Below are 19,439 nucleotides of genomic sequence, written 5' to 3' on the forward strand. Positions count from 1 at the left end.
TGCCTGGTTGGTCAGCTAATGGACAAAAGGTCGTTTAAAAGCAAGGATTACGTATGAATCGCCTGTTTGAGTACCAGGCGCGGACTGATGCAAAGGTTTGTGATTTTTATTGTGTACAATTTTTTTAAAAAGTGTCTTAATCAGCCATCGCCGGCTTTTTCGCTGCCCTGAAAAAGTGCGGCTCACTCTTTAACTGACCACGGGAGGCGCGCCGACGCCATGGGACGTTTGACTACACACGTTTTGGATGCCGCACACGGCTGCCCCGGCAGCGCGATCAAGATAGAGCTGTATCGCGTCGAAGGCGCGCAGCTTGAACGCGTCGCCACCGCACACACCAACAGCGATGGCCGCTGCGATGCGCCCCTGCTGCAAGGCGATGCCTACCGCAGCGGCGTGTACCAACTGCAATTCAGCGCCGGTGACTACTACCGCGCCCGTGGCGTGCAACTGCCGGAGCCGGCTTTCCTGGATGTGGTGGTGTTGCGCTTCGGGATCAACGCCGAACAGGAGCATTACCATGTGCCGCTACTGATTTCGCCTTACAGCTACTCCACCTATCGCGGTAGCTAGCGTCACCTCGCTTCACACCCCCAAAGCTCTTCGTTGGTTTTCGCCCGCCCACACTGCGGGCTTTTTTATGGGGCATGGGATCAATTATCTAGCGCCCTTGGGCCGACGGCGTTGCCTAGGCTGGGTGCTTTCCTCATTGAGAAGAAAGCACCATGGGTCCGCTCCTCGACACCGATGATTCAGCAGTGGCCGCCGAAGCCGCACTCCAGGGCATCCGCGATCAATTGCGCTGGCGAATCAACACCCATCCACACCCCAGCCGCCTGATCAATCAGATCGCCCTTGCCGACCTGCGGTGCAGCGAATCGACCCAAGCGCTGGTTCATCTGCTCGGTCGTTCACCCAAAGTGCTGAATGTGTTGCGAACCGAGCTGCGCAAAGCGTTCGAGATGGACCCGGACAGCCTGATTTTTACCGAACCGAAGCCACCCCGGGCAGCGCAAAAGGTCGATACCTTGACTGATCGGGCCTTGTTCTCGCTGGTGCAGCCGTCGGTGGCGGTCAACGTCAACGCGTTTACCGCGTTGAGCATCAAGGGCCGCCCGCGCCGGCGCTTGCCCTACACCCCATTGCAAGCCTTGCAACGACTGTGTGCGATGGGGCTGCTCGAGGTCTTGGCCGGCGCGCAAAAAGCCTACTGGGACACGCTGGTGCAGGGTTCCTGGCTGACGCGGCGGGAACGTTGGGCTGCGTTGCACACACAGCTCTTCGCCGATCGCGCCTTCATCGCGCGCCAACTCGACGAGTTATCGAGCGCGGGAATGCTGATGGTCCAGGCGGTCATCGACGCCCCGAGCGCCGAAGCCCGGCAGCGTGCCGGCGGTAGCTGGGCCAGTGTGCAAGTGGGTCGGTTGCTGTGGCCCGGCTCACCTGCGCTGGCGATTCCCGGTGCCTTGCATCTATACCGTGAAGGCGAGCCCGTTGATGCGCCCCATGTCCTCTACCTGCCGGGTGGAGGGCGCAATTTTCATGAATACCCCAGCTTCGACGTCCTTCAATGCGGCTTGCTGGAGTTGGGTCGCGAGCGCTTTCACGAACTGTGGCAGTGTTTACCTCTGGATCAGCGCAATGGCGCCTGCCCGCCGGCGGACTTGTCCCCGACAACCCGCTTCGTGCGTGGCCACGCAGTGACCGGCGACGCCCTGGCGCAAGGGGCCGAGGCGTTATTGAGTGGGCAATGGGCCAATGAGTTGGCCTGTGCGATGCAGGTCAATCTCGCGCAGGTGTTTTCAACCGCTCGGCCTCGGCCCCAACCGCTGCAGGCCGGGGCTTTTCTTGCCTATGTGGAAGGCGCGCGCAAACAACAGGTCGGCGGCGCTCGGCTGGGTCTGCTGCGTGATCAATTACTGCGCTGGGACCGCCAACGCCGGCAGGCAGAAATTGTGTTTGCCAGCACGGCGCCCACGTTGGCGATGCTGTCGGTGGAGCGGCAGGTCAAACGCTACGAAAAAGGCCTGGTTACGCTGTTGGCTGCGGATGATCCCAGTGCACAGACACCAGCCTATCAGGCGTTGCTGTCGCTGATGAGCCAGCGCGAAGTCCATGCACAAGTGTTGAAAGCGTTGATGCAGGATGCACAGCAACGTGCACTTGACCTGGTTTTTTGGGCCGAGCGGCCCGGCGGGGCAGGCACGCCCAGGCGTGTTTCGTTGTTCCTGAATGCTCAAGCCGAGGCGCTGCGCTCTGAGGTTGAGCTGCAGCACCGGCTCAAGTTGCTGGGTAGCGCGCATCGGGCGCTGATGATTGAAGTCATAGACCAGCCTCTGGCCTCCCGACGTCCGGGCAGTCAGACCCGGGTGATGTCCATCGCCATCGGCAACGAGCCTGATGCCTATTACCCCCTGCACAACGTCTGGGTCATCACGACCGCCGCCGCCGTGAGGGTCCCGACCCGCCAGCGACCTGTGGTGTTGTACGCGTTCGGTGCAGCCGGTGGCCTGCTTGCATTTTCCGGGCTGGATGCCCTGACTCAGAGCCTCAAGGTGAGTTTGAGCAGCCGTGACGATTCGGTGCTATGGGGTTGCGTGGAGCACGATAAGCGCCGCGACCTGCGCGCCCACGCTGCGCGTGAAACCCTGAACGTGCGTTACCTCGACATCCCCGGCAAGCCTGCCCTCACCGGCCTCAAGAAACTGCTTGGGACCTACGACCGCTTGCACAGCAGCACTGAGGACATCACGCGTATTTTCAGTGAAGTGACGGATGCCGGGTTGAGCCGCTCGCTGTTGATGTTCGAGCTGCAAGGCCAATTGATGGTCCCGGCGAACAGCGCGCTGAACCAGGCGCATACCCATGTTGAACTGATGCGCAAGGTCGCGTCTGAGTCGAAGAAAATACCGGCCTGGTTGGCCGCTGCATCCCGTGCCCAGCGCAAGCATTTCAGGCGCTTGTGGCGTTTGCAGTTGAGCAGCGCCTTCGCCTTCGCCCGTCACCTGCAAGACTGCCTGCCTGACCTCGGCTCGTTTGCCCGCCGTGCGCTGACGGACCGCCTGCGCCAGGATGGCATGCCGGCGCAGCTGGATATCGAGCAACCGTTGATTGATCTGCCCGATGATGTGCAGGACAGCTTTTGCGGGTGGGAAAGCCGCTGCTCAGTCGGGGACCGCAAACCCATATTGACCGCTACCCTTGAGCGCACGACGTTCAGCCTGCTGCAATTGGCGCTGCATAACCTGGACCCGTTGGCGCCCTGGACACACTGGCGATTCAACCGCGCCCGCTATCTGCAACCCCAGTGGCAAGAACGCCTGAACGCCGCCTACCTGATCCCCATGGTGGCTTCACTGGATATCGGTGGCGAGTACGACAGGTTGATCCAATCAGTGTTTTATCCGCCTGCTGGTGCTGCCCCCACAGCGACTGAGGGGCGTATTCCCGCGTTATTGAATCGCACGTTGCAAGCGGGTGCTGCACAGCATCTCTACTCGGCGGCTCAGCAGGGGCTGACGGCGAGTGCGCAGGCGTTGTTGCGCAGCGCCATGGCGACGCGAACGCTCCAGCCTGCGCTGCAATTGCATGTGGTGCACCTGGTGGGGCACACCATGCAGCATGATCGCTACATCGCAGGGCTGGTGGTGGTGCAAGACCTGCTCACTGATCAGTGTGTGGTCTATTGGCCCGAAGCTCCGCAAGGGTGGGTACTCACTGAGTACGGCAGCCTGGAACAGGCCCGAGCGCAGCTGAATCGAGTCGGCGCACTGCCTGGTAACGTCAGGCTGCTGGCGCGGCAGGTCGCACCCGGCTGGGCGTTTGAGGCGCTCACTCATCATCCGGCTCGGGCCGCTACGCCTGCTGGGGTGTTCGATATCCCCTATCCCTTGCCGGGCGTTTCCATGGTCAAGGGGATCCTGCGGGGGATCGAGTTCATTCGCTCATTCAACATCAAGCACCTGGAGCCCACGGCGCAACTGAGTGAGATAGAAAGCATCATCCATGAACAGATCGCCAGTGATCCGCAGGACTGGCTGGCGATTGTCGCCACCTCCCACAGCGATGCCCAGGCCTTGCTGTATCAAGCCAACGTGCTCGAGCTGCAGCGCCAGGCTCAGGCATCCAGCCGTTCCGGCAAAGAGCTGGAACAGTACCGAGCGCAGCGGCTGGGTGAGCAGGGCCAGACTCGCATTCGCCGGATCGTCGCGTTTCTCTCGCAGTTTTTCTTTCCCTTGTTCGGCGTGCTCAATGATGTTTATGAGCTGCTGCTTGCGGCGCGCCACTACCATCGCTTTGGCGATGCGCACGATGCTGTCGATGTGGGCTTCATGAGCAGTTTTTTGATCGTCGACCTGCTAGTGAATGTCATGCCCGGCCCGAAGCCGGCAGGGCAGGGCACATCGCGTGTCGCTCGCCCCATCGCAAGAGCTGCGTTGGGGCGTATTCATCGCCTGCGCATGTCCGCGCAGGGTGGCTCAACCCGGCTTGCGCCGCCCCCCGTGATGCAGCTCAAAGCCTTGGAACATTTCAAAATCAAGGGCGTGCCCAAAGGGGCCGTGGCGTTGAAGGGGCCGGATCGGTTCGGCATCCACGTGAAGGACGGCGCGTCATTTGTGGCTGACGACACGCACCATTATCCGGTCTACCGACGCGGCAACGAGCCGGCGTTTCGCTTGAAGAACCCCCGGGTCGCCGGCCAGAATGAATTGATCTTGAACAGTCCTCGACAGAGCGAGCGGTTACTCGGCGCAGACGCCCCCCAACCGGTGGCCGGGACGAGTTCAGGCGTGCTCAACCCCTGGCGTGCGCCCGCGTCAGCACCGCCTGACTGGTGGCCACCGGTTTTACGCACCGCGACGGAGGACGCCATCCTGCAGTCATCCAACCCGGCGACCCATTGGCTGGATTGGCGCATGCAGATTCCAGTTACCGAGCAATTGAGTTCCCCGGCGCCCGGGGTGTTTCATGTACCTCTGGCCAGCCCAGGCATTTCCTACAACGCCCTGCGAGTGGCACCCGCCAATACCAGCCTGGTGGATCCTTTGAGCGGTTATTACCGGCTGCTTCCCCAAGGCGATCAGGCACCGTTGAACCGCATCGTGTTTATTACAAGGGATGAACCGCTGGTGTCCTTGGCCAGTGCCGACATCGAGCGTTGGACCGGCACGGCGCCGAGTGAGCAGCCTCTTCCGGCCTCACGCACTTCAGCCCAGGGGTGGCAGCTTCATCTGCCGCTGTTCGATAAGCCGCTGACGCAGTACGTGGGGGAGGCGTTTCCCACCCTGACCCGTAAAAGCCAAGACTTCACGGTTGCAAGAATGATTGAGTTGTCAGGCCCACGGCGCCCTGCAACGGCCACTCACCTGCTCAATATCCGTGCGACCTTGGACAAGTGGTTGCCTGCTGCCCCTGCAAGGCCCGGTCAGACGGATGATTTGCTGAGAATGTTGCGGCCCACCGAAAGGCGCGGGGTGTCTCTGTTTGTCGGTTACAACGACAAGACCCCGGGCTTTACTCGTATCGATTTTCGCGTGACTGGGTTAGACCCCGCATTACGGCCCGCCCGCAGTAAGCTGGCACTCGAACGAAACAATGCGCAGCTTCCGGCGGTCCGGCGCGTGCTGCAACAGCAGGGTTTCGATGTAGAGGAGATGAGCGTCAGGCATGGCAGAAAGCCCACGAGTGAATTGGTCGCCACCCATCCTCTTTCAAACAAGCTGTACTACATCGCCATTCATTGGGTTGAGCGAGCGTCCATCATATTGCGTGGCGGGCTGACGGATGATTGGTTCAATAAAGCCATCAACCGTCATCCGAGCTCGATGATATTCGCGCGAGTCAAGCGTGCTCTGGAAGAGGGGCGCCTGGTGCGGATCGTGGCGGGCATTCAATGGCCTGTTTCAGGCAAGATCCCACCCAGCGTTTATTTCGTCAAAGTGGCCCCGTCGCCTTGACCAACGACACCATCCCGGCGCCGCCGAACAGCCCGGCGCTGACGCGGTTGAACCAGCTCTGGCCTTTGCCGCTGCGCAAGTAACGCGCAGCGCCATGGGCACTGAGCCCGTAGGCCAGTTTGCACAGCAGGTCGAGCAGGGTCCAGGTGGCGATCATGATCAGCAGTTGCGGCAGGAACGGCTGCTGGCTGCTGAGAAATTGCGGCAGGAAGGCGGCGAAGAACAGGATGTCCTTGGGGTTGCTGGCGCCGAGCACAAACGCTCGGCCAAACAGCGCACGAAAGCGCGGCGTCGCTACCGCCTGCGGCACCACGGCCGCCTGGCTTGGCTGGCGAGATTGCTGCCAGCTCTGCCAGGCGAGGTAGAACAGGTAGGCCGCGCCGAGGATCTTCAAAGCGCTGAACAACTGCTCCGATGCCAGCAACAGGGCGCCCAGGCCCAGGGCCGAGGCACTTAACAGGCAGATCGAGGCAAACACCCCACCGAGAAACGCTGGATACGAACGGCGCAGGCCGTAGTTGAGACTGTTGCTGATCATCAACAATGACAGTGGCCCCGGGATCAGGATCACCACCAACGCTGCGCCGCTGAACAGTAGCCAGGTTTCCAGGTTCATCAGTCACTCCCTTTTTATAGAAATATGAATTTGGCGATAAAGATCGCGCACAGCACCCACAGGCTCACGGAAATTTCGCGGTACTTGCCGGTGCCTGCCTTGAGCGCCACATAGGTGATGAAGCCCAGGGCGATACCGTCGGCGACCGAAAAAGTCAGGGGCATCATGATCGCGGTGACAATCGCTGGGATGCTGTCGGTGGCTTCATCCCAATGGATATGCGCCATGCTCGCCATCATCAGCATTGCCACGTAGATCAGCGCACCGGCCGTGGCGTAGGCCGGAATCATCCCGGCCAGCGGCGCAAAAAACATCGCCGCCACAAACAGCACGCCCACGGTCACGGCCGTCAACCCCGTGCGGCCGCCGGCGGCGACACCGGCAGCGCTTTCCACGTAGCTCGTCACTGGCGGCACGCCGACCATGGCACCGAACACGCTGGAAGCACTGTCGGCCTTCAACGCGCGGGACAGGTTATCGATCTTGCCGTCGGCATTGACCAGCCCGGCGCGCTGCGCGACGCCCATCAGTGTACCTGCGGTGTCGAACATGTGTACAAAAAGAAAGGCGAATACCACGCTGATCATGCTGACATTGAATACACCCTTCACATCCATGGCCATCCAGGTCGGTGCCAGGCTCGGCGGCGTGGAGAGAATGCCGTTGTAGTGCACCAGGCCCAGGCCCCAACCGGCCAGGGTCACGGCGATGATGCTGATCAGGATCGCACCGAACACGCGGTGGTAGCTGAGGATGGCAATCAGCAGGAAACACACGGCCGCCAGCAGCGGTGCCGGTTCGTGCAGCGAGCCGAGCTTGATCAGCGTGGCGGGGCTGTCGACGATGATGCCGGCGGTTTTCAAGCCAATCACCCCGAGGAACAGGCCCACGCCCGCGCCCATGGCATGGCGCAGGCTGACCGGGATGCTGTTGAGCAGCCATTCGCGCACGCGGGACAATGTCAGGCCCATGAACAGCACGCCGGAAATAAACACGGCACCCAACGCGGTTTCCCAGTGGTAGCCCATGGTGCCGACCACGGTGTAGGTGAAAAACGCATTCAAGCCCATGCCCGGGGCCAGGCCCACGGGCCAGTTGGCGTACAGGCCCATCAACAGGCAGCCCAACGCGGCGGCGATGCAGGTGGCGACGAATGCCGCACCGTGATCGATACCAGCGTCGGCCATGATGTTGGGGTTGACGAAGATGATGTACGCCATGGTGATGAAGGTGGTGAGGCCGGCGATCAGTTCGGTCTTCACTGTGGTGCCATGCAAGCTGAGTTTGAACAGGCGTTCCAGCCAACTGTTGCCAGGCGGGGCGATTTCCAGCGTTGGGGCTTCGGATTTGCGGCTATCCACAGCGAGTACTCCTCAAGAGTTTTATTGTTATTTCCCGCGCCGGTCACGAATGTGGGCAACAGCGCTTTGAGGTACTGGCGGGTTTTGTTGACCAATAGGTCAGGAACTCGCACGCAGAGGATTATGCTTTTGTATACAAATAAAGCAAATAATGTTTTCGATCAGCTGCACAAAAGATGATGAAAGGCTAATTCGCCGCACTCAGCGCCTGATTCACCGCCAGCCAGCCCGTCACAGCCTCTTCCCCGGCTTCGTTGAAGGCGCGTTGCAACAACTTCACTTGCTCACGGCGCAATGACTGCTCGAAACGCTGGCCTTCTTCGGTCAGTTCCAGCAGGCGTTTGCGCTTGTCGGTCTCGGACGCGACGCTATTGACCAGGTGCATTTCCTGCAATTGGCGCAGGGGCATGTTCAGCGCCTGTTTGCTCACGCCGAGCAATTCCAGCAGTTGCTTCACGCTTATTGCCGGGTAGCGTGCGATAAAAAACACGATGCGCTGATGCACACGGCTCAGGCCACGGCGTCCGAGCATCTCGTCGGCCTTGGCGGTAAAGGCCTGGTAGCCGAAGAAGAACGCTTCCATGGCCGCTTGTTGGGCGGTGGGGTTTTTAAGGTCAAGCATATTGACGTATCCGTGCAAGTCGTCGTAATTTCGGTCAACCAGTTTGACGTATTTCCCACAGGCTTCGCTAGCGGTGACCTTATGGCCTTCTCTGAACGTGTTACGCGCCTCAAAAGCTCCTTGATCCGTGAAATCCTCGCGGCGGCCCAGCGCCCGGAGGTGATGTCCTTCGCCGGTGGCCTGCCTGCCGAAGCGATGTTGCCCGCGCTGAATTGGGACGATATGCCGCTGAACATGGGCCAATACGGCATGAGCGAAGGCGAGCCTGCGCTGCGCGAATTGCTGGCGGCCGAGGCCCGTGCGTTGGGCGTGGCGTGCCAGGCCAGCCAGGTGCTGGTGGTCAGCGGGTCCCAGCAAACCCTGGACCTGGCGGCCAAGCTGTATATCGACAAGGGCACGCCGATTATGCTGGAAGGCCCGACCTACCTGGCCGCGCTGCAGATCTTCCAACTGTTCGGCGCCGACTGCCTCACCGTGCCACTGGAAGCCGACGGCCCCAACCTGGCGCAATTGCGTGCCAGCCTTGAACGCCATCAACCGGCGTTCATCTACCTGATTCCGACCTTTCAAAACCCGTCGGCCGTGCGTTACAGCGAGGCCAAGCGCGAAGCCGTAGCCGCCTTGCTCGATGAGTTCGGCGTGACCCTGATCGAAGACGAGCCCTACCGCGAACTGACCTTTGATGGCGGCAGCGCACAGCCCATCGTCGGGCGCCTGAAAAAAGCCAGCTGGATCTACACCGGCACGGTTTCCAAGACACTGTTGCCCGGCCTGCGCGTGGGTTATCTGATCGCCAGCCAGGATTTGTTCCCACACCTGCTCAAGCTCAAGCAGTCAGCGGACCTGCATACCAATCGCGTCGGCCAGTGGCAGGCGATGCAATGGATCGGCACCGAAAAATACCAGCAGCACCTGGTGCAATTGCGCAGTTTTTACCGTGAGCGCCGCGACGCATTCCAGGCCGCGTTGGTGCGTCATTTCAACGAACTGGCCGACTGGCAAGTGCCCCAGGGCGGATTATTCTTCTGGCTGACCTTGAAACAACCCCTCGATACCCGCACTTTGTTGGCGCAGGCATTGGCGCAGGGCGTCGCGTTCATGCCCGGTGAGCCGTTCTTTTCCGAGCCGGACCAGCATCTGGGCTCGTTGCGACTCAATTTCAGCCATATTGACCCGGCCCGCCTGGACGAAGGTCTCAAGCGCCTGGCCGCGGTGGTCCGTCAAGCACAGCACGCGCAAGCGGCATAAGGGGAGCCCCATGTACAAGGTTTATGGCGATTACAAGTCGGGCAACTGCTACAAGATCAAGTTGATGCTCAATCTGCTGGGCATTGCGTACCAATGGGTCGATATCGACATCCTCAACGGCGACACCCAGACCGCCGAATTCCTGGCCAAGAACCCGAATGGCAAGATTCCGGTGTTGGAACTGGAAGACGGCACCTGCCTGTGGGAATCCAATGCGATCCTCAATTTCCTGGCCGATGGCAGCGAGTTCCTGCCCTCCGAACCGCGCCTGCGCACCCAGGTGCTGCAATGGCAGTTCTTCGAGCAGTACAGCCATGAGCCGTACATTGCCGTGGCGCGGTTTATCCAGTTTTACCTGGGCCTGCCGCAAGAGCGCCTGGAGGAATACCAGAAGCTGCACAAGGGCGGCTACAAGGCGCTCAGAGTCATGGAGCGTCAACTGCAACTCACGCCGTATCTGGTGGGAGAGCAGTTCTCGATTGCCGACGTAGCCTTGTATGCCTACACCCATGTGGCCCATGAAGGTGGGTTTGACCTGGGCGCTTATCCGGGGGTGCAGGCCTGGTTGGCTCGCGTTGCCAGCCATCCCAGGCATGTGCCGATGCTGGGCTGAGGTGCGCGATTGCGGCGTGCGGGCAGTGACTCACCAGCATCGCGTTGCCGGGCGTGGCGCTAGGGAGCGAGTTGTTCGCCCAGCAGGTCAAAACAGCGTTGCGCAGCCGGGCTCAAGCCCAGGCCGCTACGTCTGATCAAGCCGATCTCCCGGCTCACCCCGGGATGATCGATACGGATACGGCTCAGGCCTTCCAGGCTGTCCGCCGCCGACTCCGGCAGTACGCTGATCCCCAGCCCTTGGCGTACCAGTGCCAGCACTGTCGACATGTAGTTGGCTTCCATGCCGGCATTCATCGTCAAACGTGTTTGATCGAATAGCTCATCCACTTGCTCGCGCACGCTGCTGTCTCGGCCGGTCAGGATGATCGGCTGGTCCGCCAGTTGCTCCAGGGTCAGTTGGCGATGGCGGGTGAGGGGATGATCCACCGGCACGAAGGCACACAGGCGGTCATTGAGCACCGGTACGAAGTCCAGGCCATGGCTGAGCCTTGCGCGTACGCCAATCCCGAAGTCCACTTCACCTGCACGCACCTGCGCGTGAATGCGATGGGCCACCAAGTCCTGCAGGCGTACTTCAATCCCGGCAAAACGCTCGCGAAACAGCCGCAACGCCGGCGGCAGGGCACCGGCACACACCGAAGGCAGGGCGGCGATGGTGACCACGCCTCGGCGCAGGGCCGCCAGATCGCGCGAGCCGGTGACGATGTTGTCCAGGTCCAGCAGCAGTTTTTCCATGGGGCCGCGCGCGTCCCGGCCGGCGGCGGTGATGCTGACGTGGCGCGGGCTGCGGTCGAGCAGGGCGACGCCGAGCCAGTCCTCCAGTTGTTGCACCTGCACGGTCAGGGCCGAAGGTGACAGGTGCAGCTCGTTGGCCGCCTTGGTGAAACTGCCGGTGCGGGCCACGGCAAGGAAAGCCTGGATGTGTTGGATTGAATTCTTCATTGGGATTGCTTCGTTTTGTTTTTCCGAACGCTGGTCGGTGAATATTCCAATTTACAAAGACTAACCCGCTTCCAATACTCCAGGGAAAACAATAACCGGCCAACCAGGCCGCTCTGGAGTCCCCCATGCTCGCTACCCTGGGTGTCATTACCATCCTGTGCCTGCTCGCTGCCGTCATGAGCAAACGCCTCTCACCGCTGGTGGCCCTGATCGCCTTGCCGATCATCGCCGCGCTGCTCGGCGGGTTCGGCCTGCAAACCAGCGCCTTCATCATCACTGGTATCAAGAACGTCGCCCCGGTGGTGGGCATGTTTGTCTTTGCCATCCTGTTTTTCGGGATCATGACCGATGCCGGCATGCTCGACCCCATCATTGATCGCATCCTGCGTACGGTAGGGACGCGTCCTACACGAATTGTTGTAGGCACCGCTACCCTGGCGCTGCTCGTGCATCTGGATGGCTCCGGCGCGGTGACCTTTCTCGTCACGGTGCCGGCGATGCTGCCGCTGTATACGCGGCTGGGCATCGACAAGCGCATCCTGGCCTGTGTATGTGCCATGGCGGCCGGGGTCAACTTCCTGCCGTGGACCGGGCCGGTACTGCGCTCGTCAGCCGCGCTGCATGTGCCGGTGGCGGATCTGTTCCAGCCGCTGATTCCGGTGCAGGTCGTCGGTCTGGTATTTGTCTTCGCGTGTGCCTGGTGGCTGGGCCGGCGTGAGGAAAAACGCCTGGGCCTGGGCGCCGGCTCGACGGTGGATGCGGTGCCGCAGCGGGTGCTCAGTGACGCGGATATCCAGCTGCGCCGCCCGCGGCTGTTCTGGGCCAACCTGATTCTCACCGTGCTGGTGATGGTGGTGATGATTGCCGGCTGGGTCGACCCGGTGGTGATGTTCATGCTCGGCACCGTGGTGGCGCTGTGCATCAACTACCCGAACGTGGACGCCCAGCGTGCGCGCATCGACGCCCACGCCAAGACCGCGCTGACCATGGCCAGCATCCTGCTCGCCGCCGGCGTGTTCACCGGCATCATGCAGGGCACCGGCATGCTCAAGGCGATGGCCGAGGTGGCGGTGGCGCAGATTCCTGCGGGCCACGGCAAGCTGATCCCGGCGGTGGTGGGTTTTATCTCCATGCCGTTGAGCCTGCTGTTCGACCCCGATTCCTACTATTTCGGCGTAATGCCAGTGATCGCCGAAGTCGGCAAGGCGCTGGGTGTCGACCCACTGCAAGTGGCCCAGGCTTCGTTGCTGGGGGTACACACCACCGGCTTCCCGGTCAGCCCGCTGACCCCGGCGACCTTCCTGCTGGTGGGCTTGTGCAAGATCGAACTGGCCGATCACCAGCGCTTTACTATCCCTTTTCTGTTTGCCGCGTCGGTGTTGATGACCCTGACCGCGTTGCTCCTGGGAGTGATTTGAGATGAAAACCTTGCGCATCGGTTCCGGCGCCGGCTATTCCGGTGACCGTATCGAACCTGCCGTGGAACTGGCCGAACAGGGTGACCTGGACTACCTGGTGTTCGAATGCCTGGCTGAACGCACCATTGCGCTGGCGCAGCAGGCACGCATCAGCGACCCGCAGGGCGGTTATGACCCGTTGTTGAGTGAGCGCATGCGCCGTGTGTTGCCATTTGTGGGGCGGCACGCGGGGCGTCGTCGCCTGCGGGTGATCACCAACATGGGCGCAGCCAACCCGGTCGCGGCGGTGATTGAAGTGCGGCGAATTGCCGATGAGCTGGGGTTGAACCTCAGGGTAGTGGCTGCAATCGGCGACGATGTCTTGGCGGCCCTGCGGCCCGAACAACGGCTGGATAACGGCCAGACCCTGGGCTCCTTGGGCAAGCGGCTGATTTCGGCAAATGCCTACTTGGGGGTCGACGCTATTTTGCAGGCGCTGCACGCGGATGCCGACGTGGTGATTACCGGGCGGGTGGCTGACCCTTCGTTGTTTCTGGCGCCGCAGATGTTTGAGTTCGGCTGGGCGGCGGATGATTGGCAGCGCCTGGGGCGCGGCACGCTGGTGGGGCATTTGCTGGAGTGCGCGGGGCAGGTCAGTGGTGGGTATTTTGCCGACCCCGGTGTCAAGGATGTGGCAGACCTTGCCCGTCTGGGGTTTCCCTTGGCCGAGGTGGATGCCGAGGGGGAGGCGGTGATTACCAAAGTCTCAGGTTCCGGCGGGCGGGTCAGCCGCGCCACCTGCACCGAACAATTGATCTACGAAGTGCATGACCCGGCGGCGTACTTGACCCCGGACGTGACGGCGGACTTCTCTCGAGTGTCGTTCGTGGAGGAGGGGATTGATCGCGTTCGCGCCCAGGGTGCCGCTGGGCATGCACGGCCCGAGCAGTTGAAGGTCAGCGTCGGTTACCTCGACGGTTGGATCGGCGAGGGGCAGATGTCCTACGGCGGGCCGGGTGCCGTCGCACGGGCGCAGTTGGCGCGGGATATCGTGCTCAAGCGCCTTGAGTGGACGGGCGTGAAGATGCAGGACGTGCGCGCCGAACTGATCGGCATGGATTCACTGCACGGCCCGCGCAGCAGCGTCGAACCCTGGGAAGTCCGCCTGCGCGTCGCTGCCCGTTGCGAAGATCGCGACGAGGCGGTGCGGGTCGGCAATGAGGTGGAAACCCTCTACACCAACGGCCCGTCAGGCGGCGGCGGTGCGAGCAAGAGCGTACGCCAGGTAGTGGCGGTGGCATCGTTGATGGTGCCGCGTAGTGTGGTCAACCCGAGGATCCAGGCATGAAGTTGCATAACTTGGCCCATTCCCGCACCGGGGATAAAGGCGATACGTCGAATATCTCGATCATTGCCTACCGCGCCGAAGACTACCCATGGCTATGTGAACAGCTGACAGCCGAACGCGTGGCCGAGTATTTTGCCGGTCTGCGGGAGCCGAGTGCAGCGCCGGTACGCCGTTATGAATTGCCGAACGTGCAGGCGCTGAACTTCGTGTTGCCCGGGATTCTGCGCGGTGGCGTCACCCGTTCGCTGGCGCTGGATGCGCATGGCAAGTGCCTGGGTTCGGCGTTATTGGATCTGGATTTGGCGACACGCTGACTGTAGGAGGGGGCAAGTAAGCGATAGAGCGGGCGATGGATAACCTGTGGGAGGGGGCTTGCTCCCGATAGCGGTGTGTCAGGTTCAGAAACCGTGACTGACACACCGCTATCGGGAGCAAGCCCCCTCCCACAGTGACAGCGTTAAGCCTTAACTGACTGGTGTTAGGGCAAGCCCTCTCCCACTATTTGATCGGTATCAATCAGTCAGATCGCGGCGAAACGCTTGTCCAGGTAATCGATGATCACCTTGGAGTCATACATCCAGGTGGTCTCGCCGTTTTCTTCAATGCGCAGGCACGGCACTTTGATCTTGCCCCCTTGTTCCAGCAGGGTCTGGCGGTCGTGCTCGTTATTCTTCGCGTCCTTCAACGCCACCGGCACATTCAGGCGGTGCAGGGTGCGACGGGTCTTCACGCAGAACGGGCAGGCATGGAACTGATACAGGGTCAGGTCCTTGGCGGCGGCGTTGACCTTGGCCTGTTGTTCGGCAGGGCGCTGCTTTTTGCGCGGACGGGTAAGCAAGTCACCCGCGATGATGACGTGGCCGAGGCCCACTCGAAGTGCTTTGACGAACATGACTGAAACCTCTTGCCCGATACAGAAGGGGCCGCAGCTTACCTGAATTTTGCGGGCGAAAAAAAACCGGCGATGAATGCCGGTTTTTTCTTACCCAACCTGTTATTTGATCAGGCTGAGGAATTCGCTGCGGGTGGCCGCGTTTTCGCGGAATTCACCGAGCATCACCGAAGTGATCATCGATGAATTCTGTTTCTCCACACCGCGCATCATCATGCACATGTGCTTGGCCTCGATCACCACCGCCACGCCCAGGGCGCCTGTGACTTGCAACACGGCATCGGCGATCTGGCGGCTGAGGTTTTCCTGGATCTGCAGGCGACGCGCATACATGTCGACAATCCGCGCGACCTTCGACAGGCCCAGCACTTTGCCGCTCGGGATGTAGGCAACATGGGCCTTGCCGATAAACGGCAACAGGTGGTGTTCGCACAGCGAGTACAACTCGATGTCCTTGACCAGCACCATTTCGCTGTTGTCAGAGCTGAACAAGGCACCGTTGGTGACTTCTTCCAGGGTCTGTTCATAGCCGCGGCAAAGGTACTGCATCGCCTTGGCGGCACGCTTTGGCGTGTCGAGCAGGCCCTCGCGGGAAACGTCCTCGCCGAGCTGGCCGAGGATCGCGGTGTAATTCTGTTCCAGTGTCACAGAGCTTTATTCCGTATGGGTTCTAGAAGGGTACGGTTTCTGCCTGTACCAAAAATGTTTACCAATCAAGCGTTGGTTCATACCTGCCATTGGGCACATGGTAGCGTAAGTGTGGCGGCAGTTGTATTGCCCTTCAATGCGACGAGCGCCGCGTGCAGGGTTTGTCGGTCCGAAAACCCCTTCTGCATGCGTCCGGATGCCCGTTTTTCGGTGCGGTAGCGTGACGCACCTGCTGCTCGTGACCAGCCAGTTTGCAGTTGAAAAAAAGCCCGCAATCGCGGGCTTTTCAGATGACTCAGGGCTTATTTGAAAAGGCCGCCGATGGCATTGATCGCATCGGCGGCCTTATTCACGTTTTGCTGTCGCTGTGGGTCGGTGTTCACTTGGGCTTGGGCGTTATAGCCGGTATTGCTGCAGGTTTTGTTTGTCTGTGTCAGCGCGGCTTGAAACGCGCTGGCGCGCAACGTATCGCCCTTGGCATTCGCCGCGTTGAGGTTCGCCTGCAGGTCGCGGATCTGTTGCTGGCAGGAGGCGATACTGGCGTTGTTGGTGTTGTTGTTGGTGTTTGCTCCACCCAGAGCAGAAGAGAGCGCGCCCGTCAGTGCGGTCAAGTCAGCGGCATGGATGGGGAGGCAGATCAGACTCAGCAGTGCTGCGGATGGAGCGAGCTTGGAAAGACGCATGGCAAACCTCAATGTTTAATCGTCCGCACAAGCCTGGGCACCGAGCGGGTGCAGGACGATATCCATAAGGTGAGCGCTCGGTTGGAGCGAAATACTATTTGGTCAATTTTTGAGCTTCAACATTCGATTTTCGTAAATGTGCGGCCTTTCACGTTATCCGGCCGCTACGAAAAACGAACAACTCAGGGTTTTCGCCGTATCCGGTTACTCGTCGCGCCCTTCCATCATGGTGCGCTTGAGCATCACATACACCGCGCCGGCGCCGCCATGGCGGGCCTGGCATGAGGTAAAACCGAGTACTTGGGGGTGCTGGCGCAGCCAGGTGTTGACGTGGCTCTTGATCATCGGACGCTTGCCGTCGAGCCGCACCGCCTTGCCGTGGGTGACGCGCACGCAACGGATTTCGAATTTAGTCGCTTCGGCCAGGAAGGCCCAGAGGGTTTCGCGGGCTTTTTCGACGTTCATGCCGTGCAGGTCAAGGCTGCCTTCGAACGGGATCTGCCCGACCTTGAGCTTGCGCATCTGGCTTTCCTGCACGCCGTCGCGGGCCCACATCAACTCGTCTTCGGGGCCGACATCGATCACGAACTGGTCAGACAGACCGTCGACGGTAGTGGCATCGGTGCGCACAGTCGCGGCCTGGCGCAACTTGGCAATCTGCGCCCGGTCGGCCTTGGGTTTGCCGGTGTCGGCGCGGTCGTGCTTGATCGGCTTGACGCCGCGCAGCTCGTTTTGGAACAGGGAAAAATCGTCGTCTTGCATGTCGGCCTCCGCGAAGGGCGGGCAGTTTACCTAAATCGCGGCGGCCAGGGCGCAGGAAACGCTATCCAAGCGCCATCAGTCGTGCTTTTTCATCAGGTGTGCAGCGATGTTCAGAGACAAGGGTTGGCGCATCCGTCGACGGCTGCGACGCCACAACCACACGCCCAACCACAGTACCAACAGGCCGGCCACCAACAAAATGGCCGAACCGCCAGGGCTGGTATTCAGCTCACCCAGGGCGGGTGAGTGCCCCGACAAACCGGCACCACCAGCGCCGGCCAACAGCAGACCTACTATCGCCACCAGCGCGGCAAAGCCGGCGACCAGGCGCAGACGCCAGTTGCTCGGGCCCTTGGGGCGCAAGCGACGAGCATCAAAACCATCGGATATCTTCATTCCGACCTTTCCTCCAGGGTATCGGCCCTTCGACCGGAAGATACACAACTTGTTCCTGGGAGAGAGGTAAATGCGCCAAATGAGAGGGCATTGCGGATGAGCGGGGCGATTAATACGCCACGCCGCTCATCAGATGTCGATCAGATCAGATCTTTGGTCAACGCCAAGGTCGCAAAGTTGTCGGCCATGATGGCCATTTCGGTCTGTTGCACGTGCTCGGCACTCAGGACGCCACCTTTGTAAGGCAGGTCGCGGGTGGCGCAGGCGTCTTCCACCAGGGTGCAGCGAAAGCCCAGGTTCTTGGCGGCGCGCACGGTGGTGCTGACGCTGGAGTGGCTCATGAAACCGCAGACGATCAAGTCCAGGGAGCCGAGGTCCTGCAGGTGTTTTTCCAGGCCGGTCCCGTGGAAGGCGCTGGGCAACAGCTTGCCGATAACGGTTTCGTCACCGAGCGGTTCCAGGCCCGGAATGAATTCGCCGCGCTCGCCTTGCGGGTCAAAGAGGCCGCCGACTGTACCCAGGTGGCGCACATGCACGATCGGGCGCCCGGCGTTGCGGGCTGATGACACCAGTTGCTTGATATGACTGACGGCTGCATCCATGCCGGAGAGGGCAAGCGGACCGCTGAGGTATTCCTTTTGGGCGTCGATGATCACGAGGGTCGCATGATTCAGGTTGGCTGCTGCATAACCACGACCGCTGAGTTGAAACATCGTCTTTGGAACGGACATTCTGGGGCTCCTGTGAGGGGGGCTTTTGTGACATTGTCCACTGGCTGAGCGGTTCTGTGAATCGCTACCATCGTAAGGTACGCCGTTGTTGACGTGCAGCGATGTCAAGAGGGTGGCTTGTTGAGTCCAATGATGGCAAATGGGATGAAATCCGACGGGTGGTGAGGTGTTTTCGTACATCGAAGGGACAGGCGAAGGCTGTTAGAATCGCCAGTCGTTTTTTCCAGGAGTCTGCCCCGTGATTACATCCCGCCTGCGCACTTTGCGCGACCATATCCGTTGGGCTGTCAGCCGTTTCCATGGGGAAGATCTGTTTTTCGGTCATGGCACCGACAATGCCTGGGACGAAGCCCGGCAATTGGTGCTCGGCGCCTTGCACCTGCCCTGGGAAATTGCCGACAGCTACCTGGACTGCAACCTCGAAGAAGAGGAAATCTCCCATGTGCAGCGTTTGTTGCATCGCCGCATCCACGAGCGTCTACCCACGGCTTACCTGCTGAAAGAGGCTTGGTTCTGTGGCCTGTCGTTTATCGTCGACGAGCGCGTGTTGATCCCGCGCTCGCCGATCGGCGAACTGATCGAAAACCGCTTCGAACCCTGGTTAGCCCAGCCACCGGCGCGCATTCTCGACCTGTGTACGGGCTCCGGCTGCATTGGTATTGCTTGTGCTTATGAATTCCAGGAGGCCGAGGTGGTGTTGGCCGACTTGTCTTTTGAGGCATTGGAAGTCGCCAACCAGAACATCGAGCGCCATGGCGTCGATGAGCGTGTCTACACCGTGCAAGGGGATGGTTTTGACGGCCTGCCGGGTCAGCGGTTCGACCTGATCGTGTCCAACCCACCGTATGTGGATGCTGAAGATTTTGCCGACATGCCGGAGGAATACCAGCACGAGCCGGAGCTGGGCCTGGCTTGCGGTGATGATGGCTTGAACCTGGTGCGGCGCATGCTGGCCGAGGCGGCGGACCACTTGACCGAGAAGGGCTTGCTGATCGTCGAGGTCGGCAACAGCCAGGTGCACGTCGAGGCGTTGTACCCGGAAGTGGACTTCGCCTGGCTGGAGTTCCAGCGCGGTGGCCACGGCGTATTCATGCTCACGGCAGAACAGTGCCGGGCGCATCAGGCAGTGTTTGCTGCCAGGGTCTAAGCCGGTCAGTGTGAACCCGATCAATGTGGGAGGGGGAAAGTCCCCTCCCACTGTTTATTGCATTTCATCCCGCT

The 19,439-nt window shown here is 60.8% G+C and carries 18 protein-coding genes; 8 read left to right on the forward strand and 10 right to left on the reverse strand.

From position 1 onward, the window contains the following. Positions 1-219 precede the first annotated feature (219 nt). Together uraH and JBE38_RS01990 are read left to right on the forward strand one after the other, a co-directional pair. Positions 220-573 carry a hydroxyisourate hydrolase gene (gene uraH, locus JBE38_RS01985; protein WP_060755970.1) on the forward strand — a complete coding sequence of 118 codons (354 nt, stop codon included), beginning with the start codon at positions 220-222 and terminating at the stop codon, positions 571-573. Between the two features lie 152 nt (positions 574-725). Beyond that, on the forward strand, positions 726-5,957 hold the full coding sequence (locus JBE38_RS01990) for a dermonecrotic toxin domain-containing protein (RefSeq protein WP_205343438.1): 5,232 nt from the start codon (positions 726-728) through the stop codon (positions 5,955-5,957). On the opposite strand, the gene JBE38_RS01995 is transcribed toward JBE38_RS01990, so the two are convergent. The 3 genes from JBE38_RS01995 to JBE38_RS02005 form a co-directional block, all read right to left on the reverse strand. Next, positions 5,935-6,573, reverse strand: coding sequence for a LysE family translocator (locus tag JBE38_RS01995; RefSeq protein ID WP_205343439.1), 639 nt, complete (start codon positions 6,571-6,573; stop codon positions 5,935-5,937). The genes JBE38_RS01990 and JBE38_RS01995 overlap by 23 nt on opposite strands. 14 nt (positions 6,574-6,587) lie before the next feature. Then, positions 6,588-7,934: an NCS2 family permease gene (locus JBE38_RS02000; RefSeq protein WP_060755967.1), complete on the reverse strand. Its 1,347-nt coding sequence runs from the start codon at positions 7,932-7,934 to the stop codon at positions 6,588-6,590. Between the two features lie 187 nt (positions 7,935-8,121). After that, positions 8,122-8,556, reverse strand: coding sequence for a MarR family winged helix-turn-helix transcriptional regulator (locus JBE38_RS02005; RefSeq protein ID WP_126855259.1), 435 nt, complete (start codon positions 8,554-8,556; stop codon positions 8,122-8,124). A gap of 81 nt (positions 8,557-8,637) precedes the next feature. On the opposite strand from JBE38_RS02005, the gene JBE38_RS02010 reads away from it, so the two are divergent. Both JBE38_RS02010 and JBE38_RS02015 read left to right on the forward strand, forming a co-directional pair. After that, entirely contained in the window at positions 8,638-9,804 is a 1,167-nt protein-coding gene (locus JBE38_RS02010; protein WP_205343440.1) for an aminotransferase-like domain-containing protein, read from the forward strand. 10 nt (positions 9,805-9,814) lie between these two features. Next, positions 9,815-10,417 carry a glutathione S-transferase family protein gene (locus JBE38_RS02015; protein WP_205343441.1) on the forward strand — a complete coding sequence of 201 codons (603 nt, stop codon included), beginning with the start codon at positions 9,815-9,817 and terminating at the stop codon, positions 10,415-10,417. 59 nt (positions 10,418-10,476) lie between these two features. Here JBE38_RS02015 and JBE38_RS02020 read toward each other — a convergent pair whose 3' ends face one another. Beyond that, complete coding sequence (locus JBE38_RS02020) at positions 10,477-11,361, reverse strand: LysR family transcriptional regulator (RefSeq protein WP_090369611.1); 885 nt, start codon at positions 11,359-11,361, stop codon at positions 10,477-10,479. 125 nt (positions 11,362-11,486) lie between these two features. Here JBE38_RS02020 and JBE38_RS02025 point away from each other — a divergent pair, with 125 nt between their 5' ends. From JBE38_RS02025 to JBE38_RS02035, 3 genes are read left to right on the forward strand one after another with little or no spacing between them, the layout of a single operon-like run. Further along, on the forward strand, positions 11,487-12,779 hold the full coding sequence (locus tag JBE38_RS02025) for a CitMHS family transporter (RefSeq protein ID WP_060755962.1): 1,293 nt from the start codon (positions 11,487-11,489) through the stop codon (positions 12,777-12,779). A 1-nt stretch (position 12,780) separates the two neighbouring features. After that, a complete protein-coding gene (locus tag JBE38_RS02030; protein WP_205343442.1) occupies positions 12,781-14,106 on the forward strand; it encodes an acyclic terpene utilization AtuA family protein in 1,326 nt (441 codons plus the stop codon). Continuing rightward, the gene (locus tag JBE38_RS02035) at positions 14,103-14,420 is read left to right on the forward strand and encodes an AtuA-related protein (protein WP_205343443.1); all 318 of its coding nucleotides are present in this window, start codon (positions 14,103-14,105) and stop codon (positions 14,418-14,420) included. The genes JBE38_RS02030 and JBE38_RS02035 overlap by 4 nt, the downstream gene beginning before the upstream one ends. A 206-nt stretch (positions 14,421-14,626) precedes the next feature. Here the strand turns inward: JBE38_RS02035 and JBE38_RS02040 are convergent, their stop codons facing one another. The 6 genes from JBE38_RS02040 to JBE38_RS02065 all read right to left on the reverse strand — a co-directional run bounded on the left by JBE38_RS02040 (position 14,627) and on the right by JBE38_RS02065 (position 18,218). After that, complete coding sequence (locus tag JBE38_RS02040; RefSeq protein WP_060755959.1) at positions 14,627-14,998, reverse strand: glutathione S-transferase N-terminal domain-containing protein; 372 nt, start codon at positions 14,996-14,998, stop codon at positions 14,627-14,629. 102 nt (positions 14,999-15,100) lie between these two features. Beyond that, positions 15,101-15,646 (reverse strand): GTP cyclohydrolase I FolE, encoded by a 546-nt coding sequence (gene folE, locus JBE38_RS02045; protein ID WP_003175229.1) that lies wholly within the window; start codon positions 15,644-15,646, stop codon positions 15,101-15,103. Positions 15,647-15,948: 302 nt separating this feature from the next. Continuing rightward, positions 15,949-16,329, reverse strand: coding sequence for a DUF1090 family protein (locus JBE38_RS02050; RefSeq protein WP_060755958.1), 381 nt, complete (start codon positions 16,327-16,329; stop codon positions 15,949-15,951). Positions 16,330-16,533: 204 nt separating this feature from the next. After that, a complete protein-coding gene (locus JBE38_RS02055) occupies positions 16,534-17,091 on the reverse strand; it encodes a Smr/MutS family protein (protein WP_205343444.1) in 558 nt (185 codons plus the stop codon). Positions 17,092-17,166: 75 nt separating this feature from the next. Next, on the reverse strand, positions 17,167-17,487 hold the full coding sequence (locus JBE38_RS02060) for a hypothetical protein (protein WP_126870808.1): 321 nt from the start codon (positions 17,485-17,487) through the stop codon (positions 17,167-17,169). Between the two features lie 140 nt (positions 17,488-17,627). Next, positions 17,628-18,218, reverse strand: a complete 591-nt coding sequence (locus JBE38_RS02065) for a cysteine hydrolase family protein (RefSeq protein ID WP_060755955.1) — start codon at positions 18,216-18,218, stop codon at positions 17,628-17,630. A gap of 238 nt (positions 18,219-18,456) precedes the next feature. On the opposite strand from JBE38_RS02065, the gene prmB reads away from it, so the two are divergent. Next, complete coding sequence (prmB, locus tag JBE38_RS02070) at positions 18,457-19,365, forward strand: 50S ribosomal protein L3 N(5)-glutamine methyltransferase (RefSeq protein ID WP_205343445.1); 909 nt, start codon at positions 18,457-18,459, stop codon at positions 19,363-19,365. The last annotated feature ends 74 nt before the right edge of the window (positions 19,366-19,439 follow it).

This window comes from Pseudomonas sp. ICBG1301, from assembly GCF_016918385.1.
GTDB lineage: Bacteria > Pseudomonadota > Gammaproteobacteria > Pseudomonadales > Pseudomonadaceae > Aquipseudomonas > Aquipseudomonas palleroniana.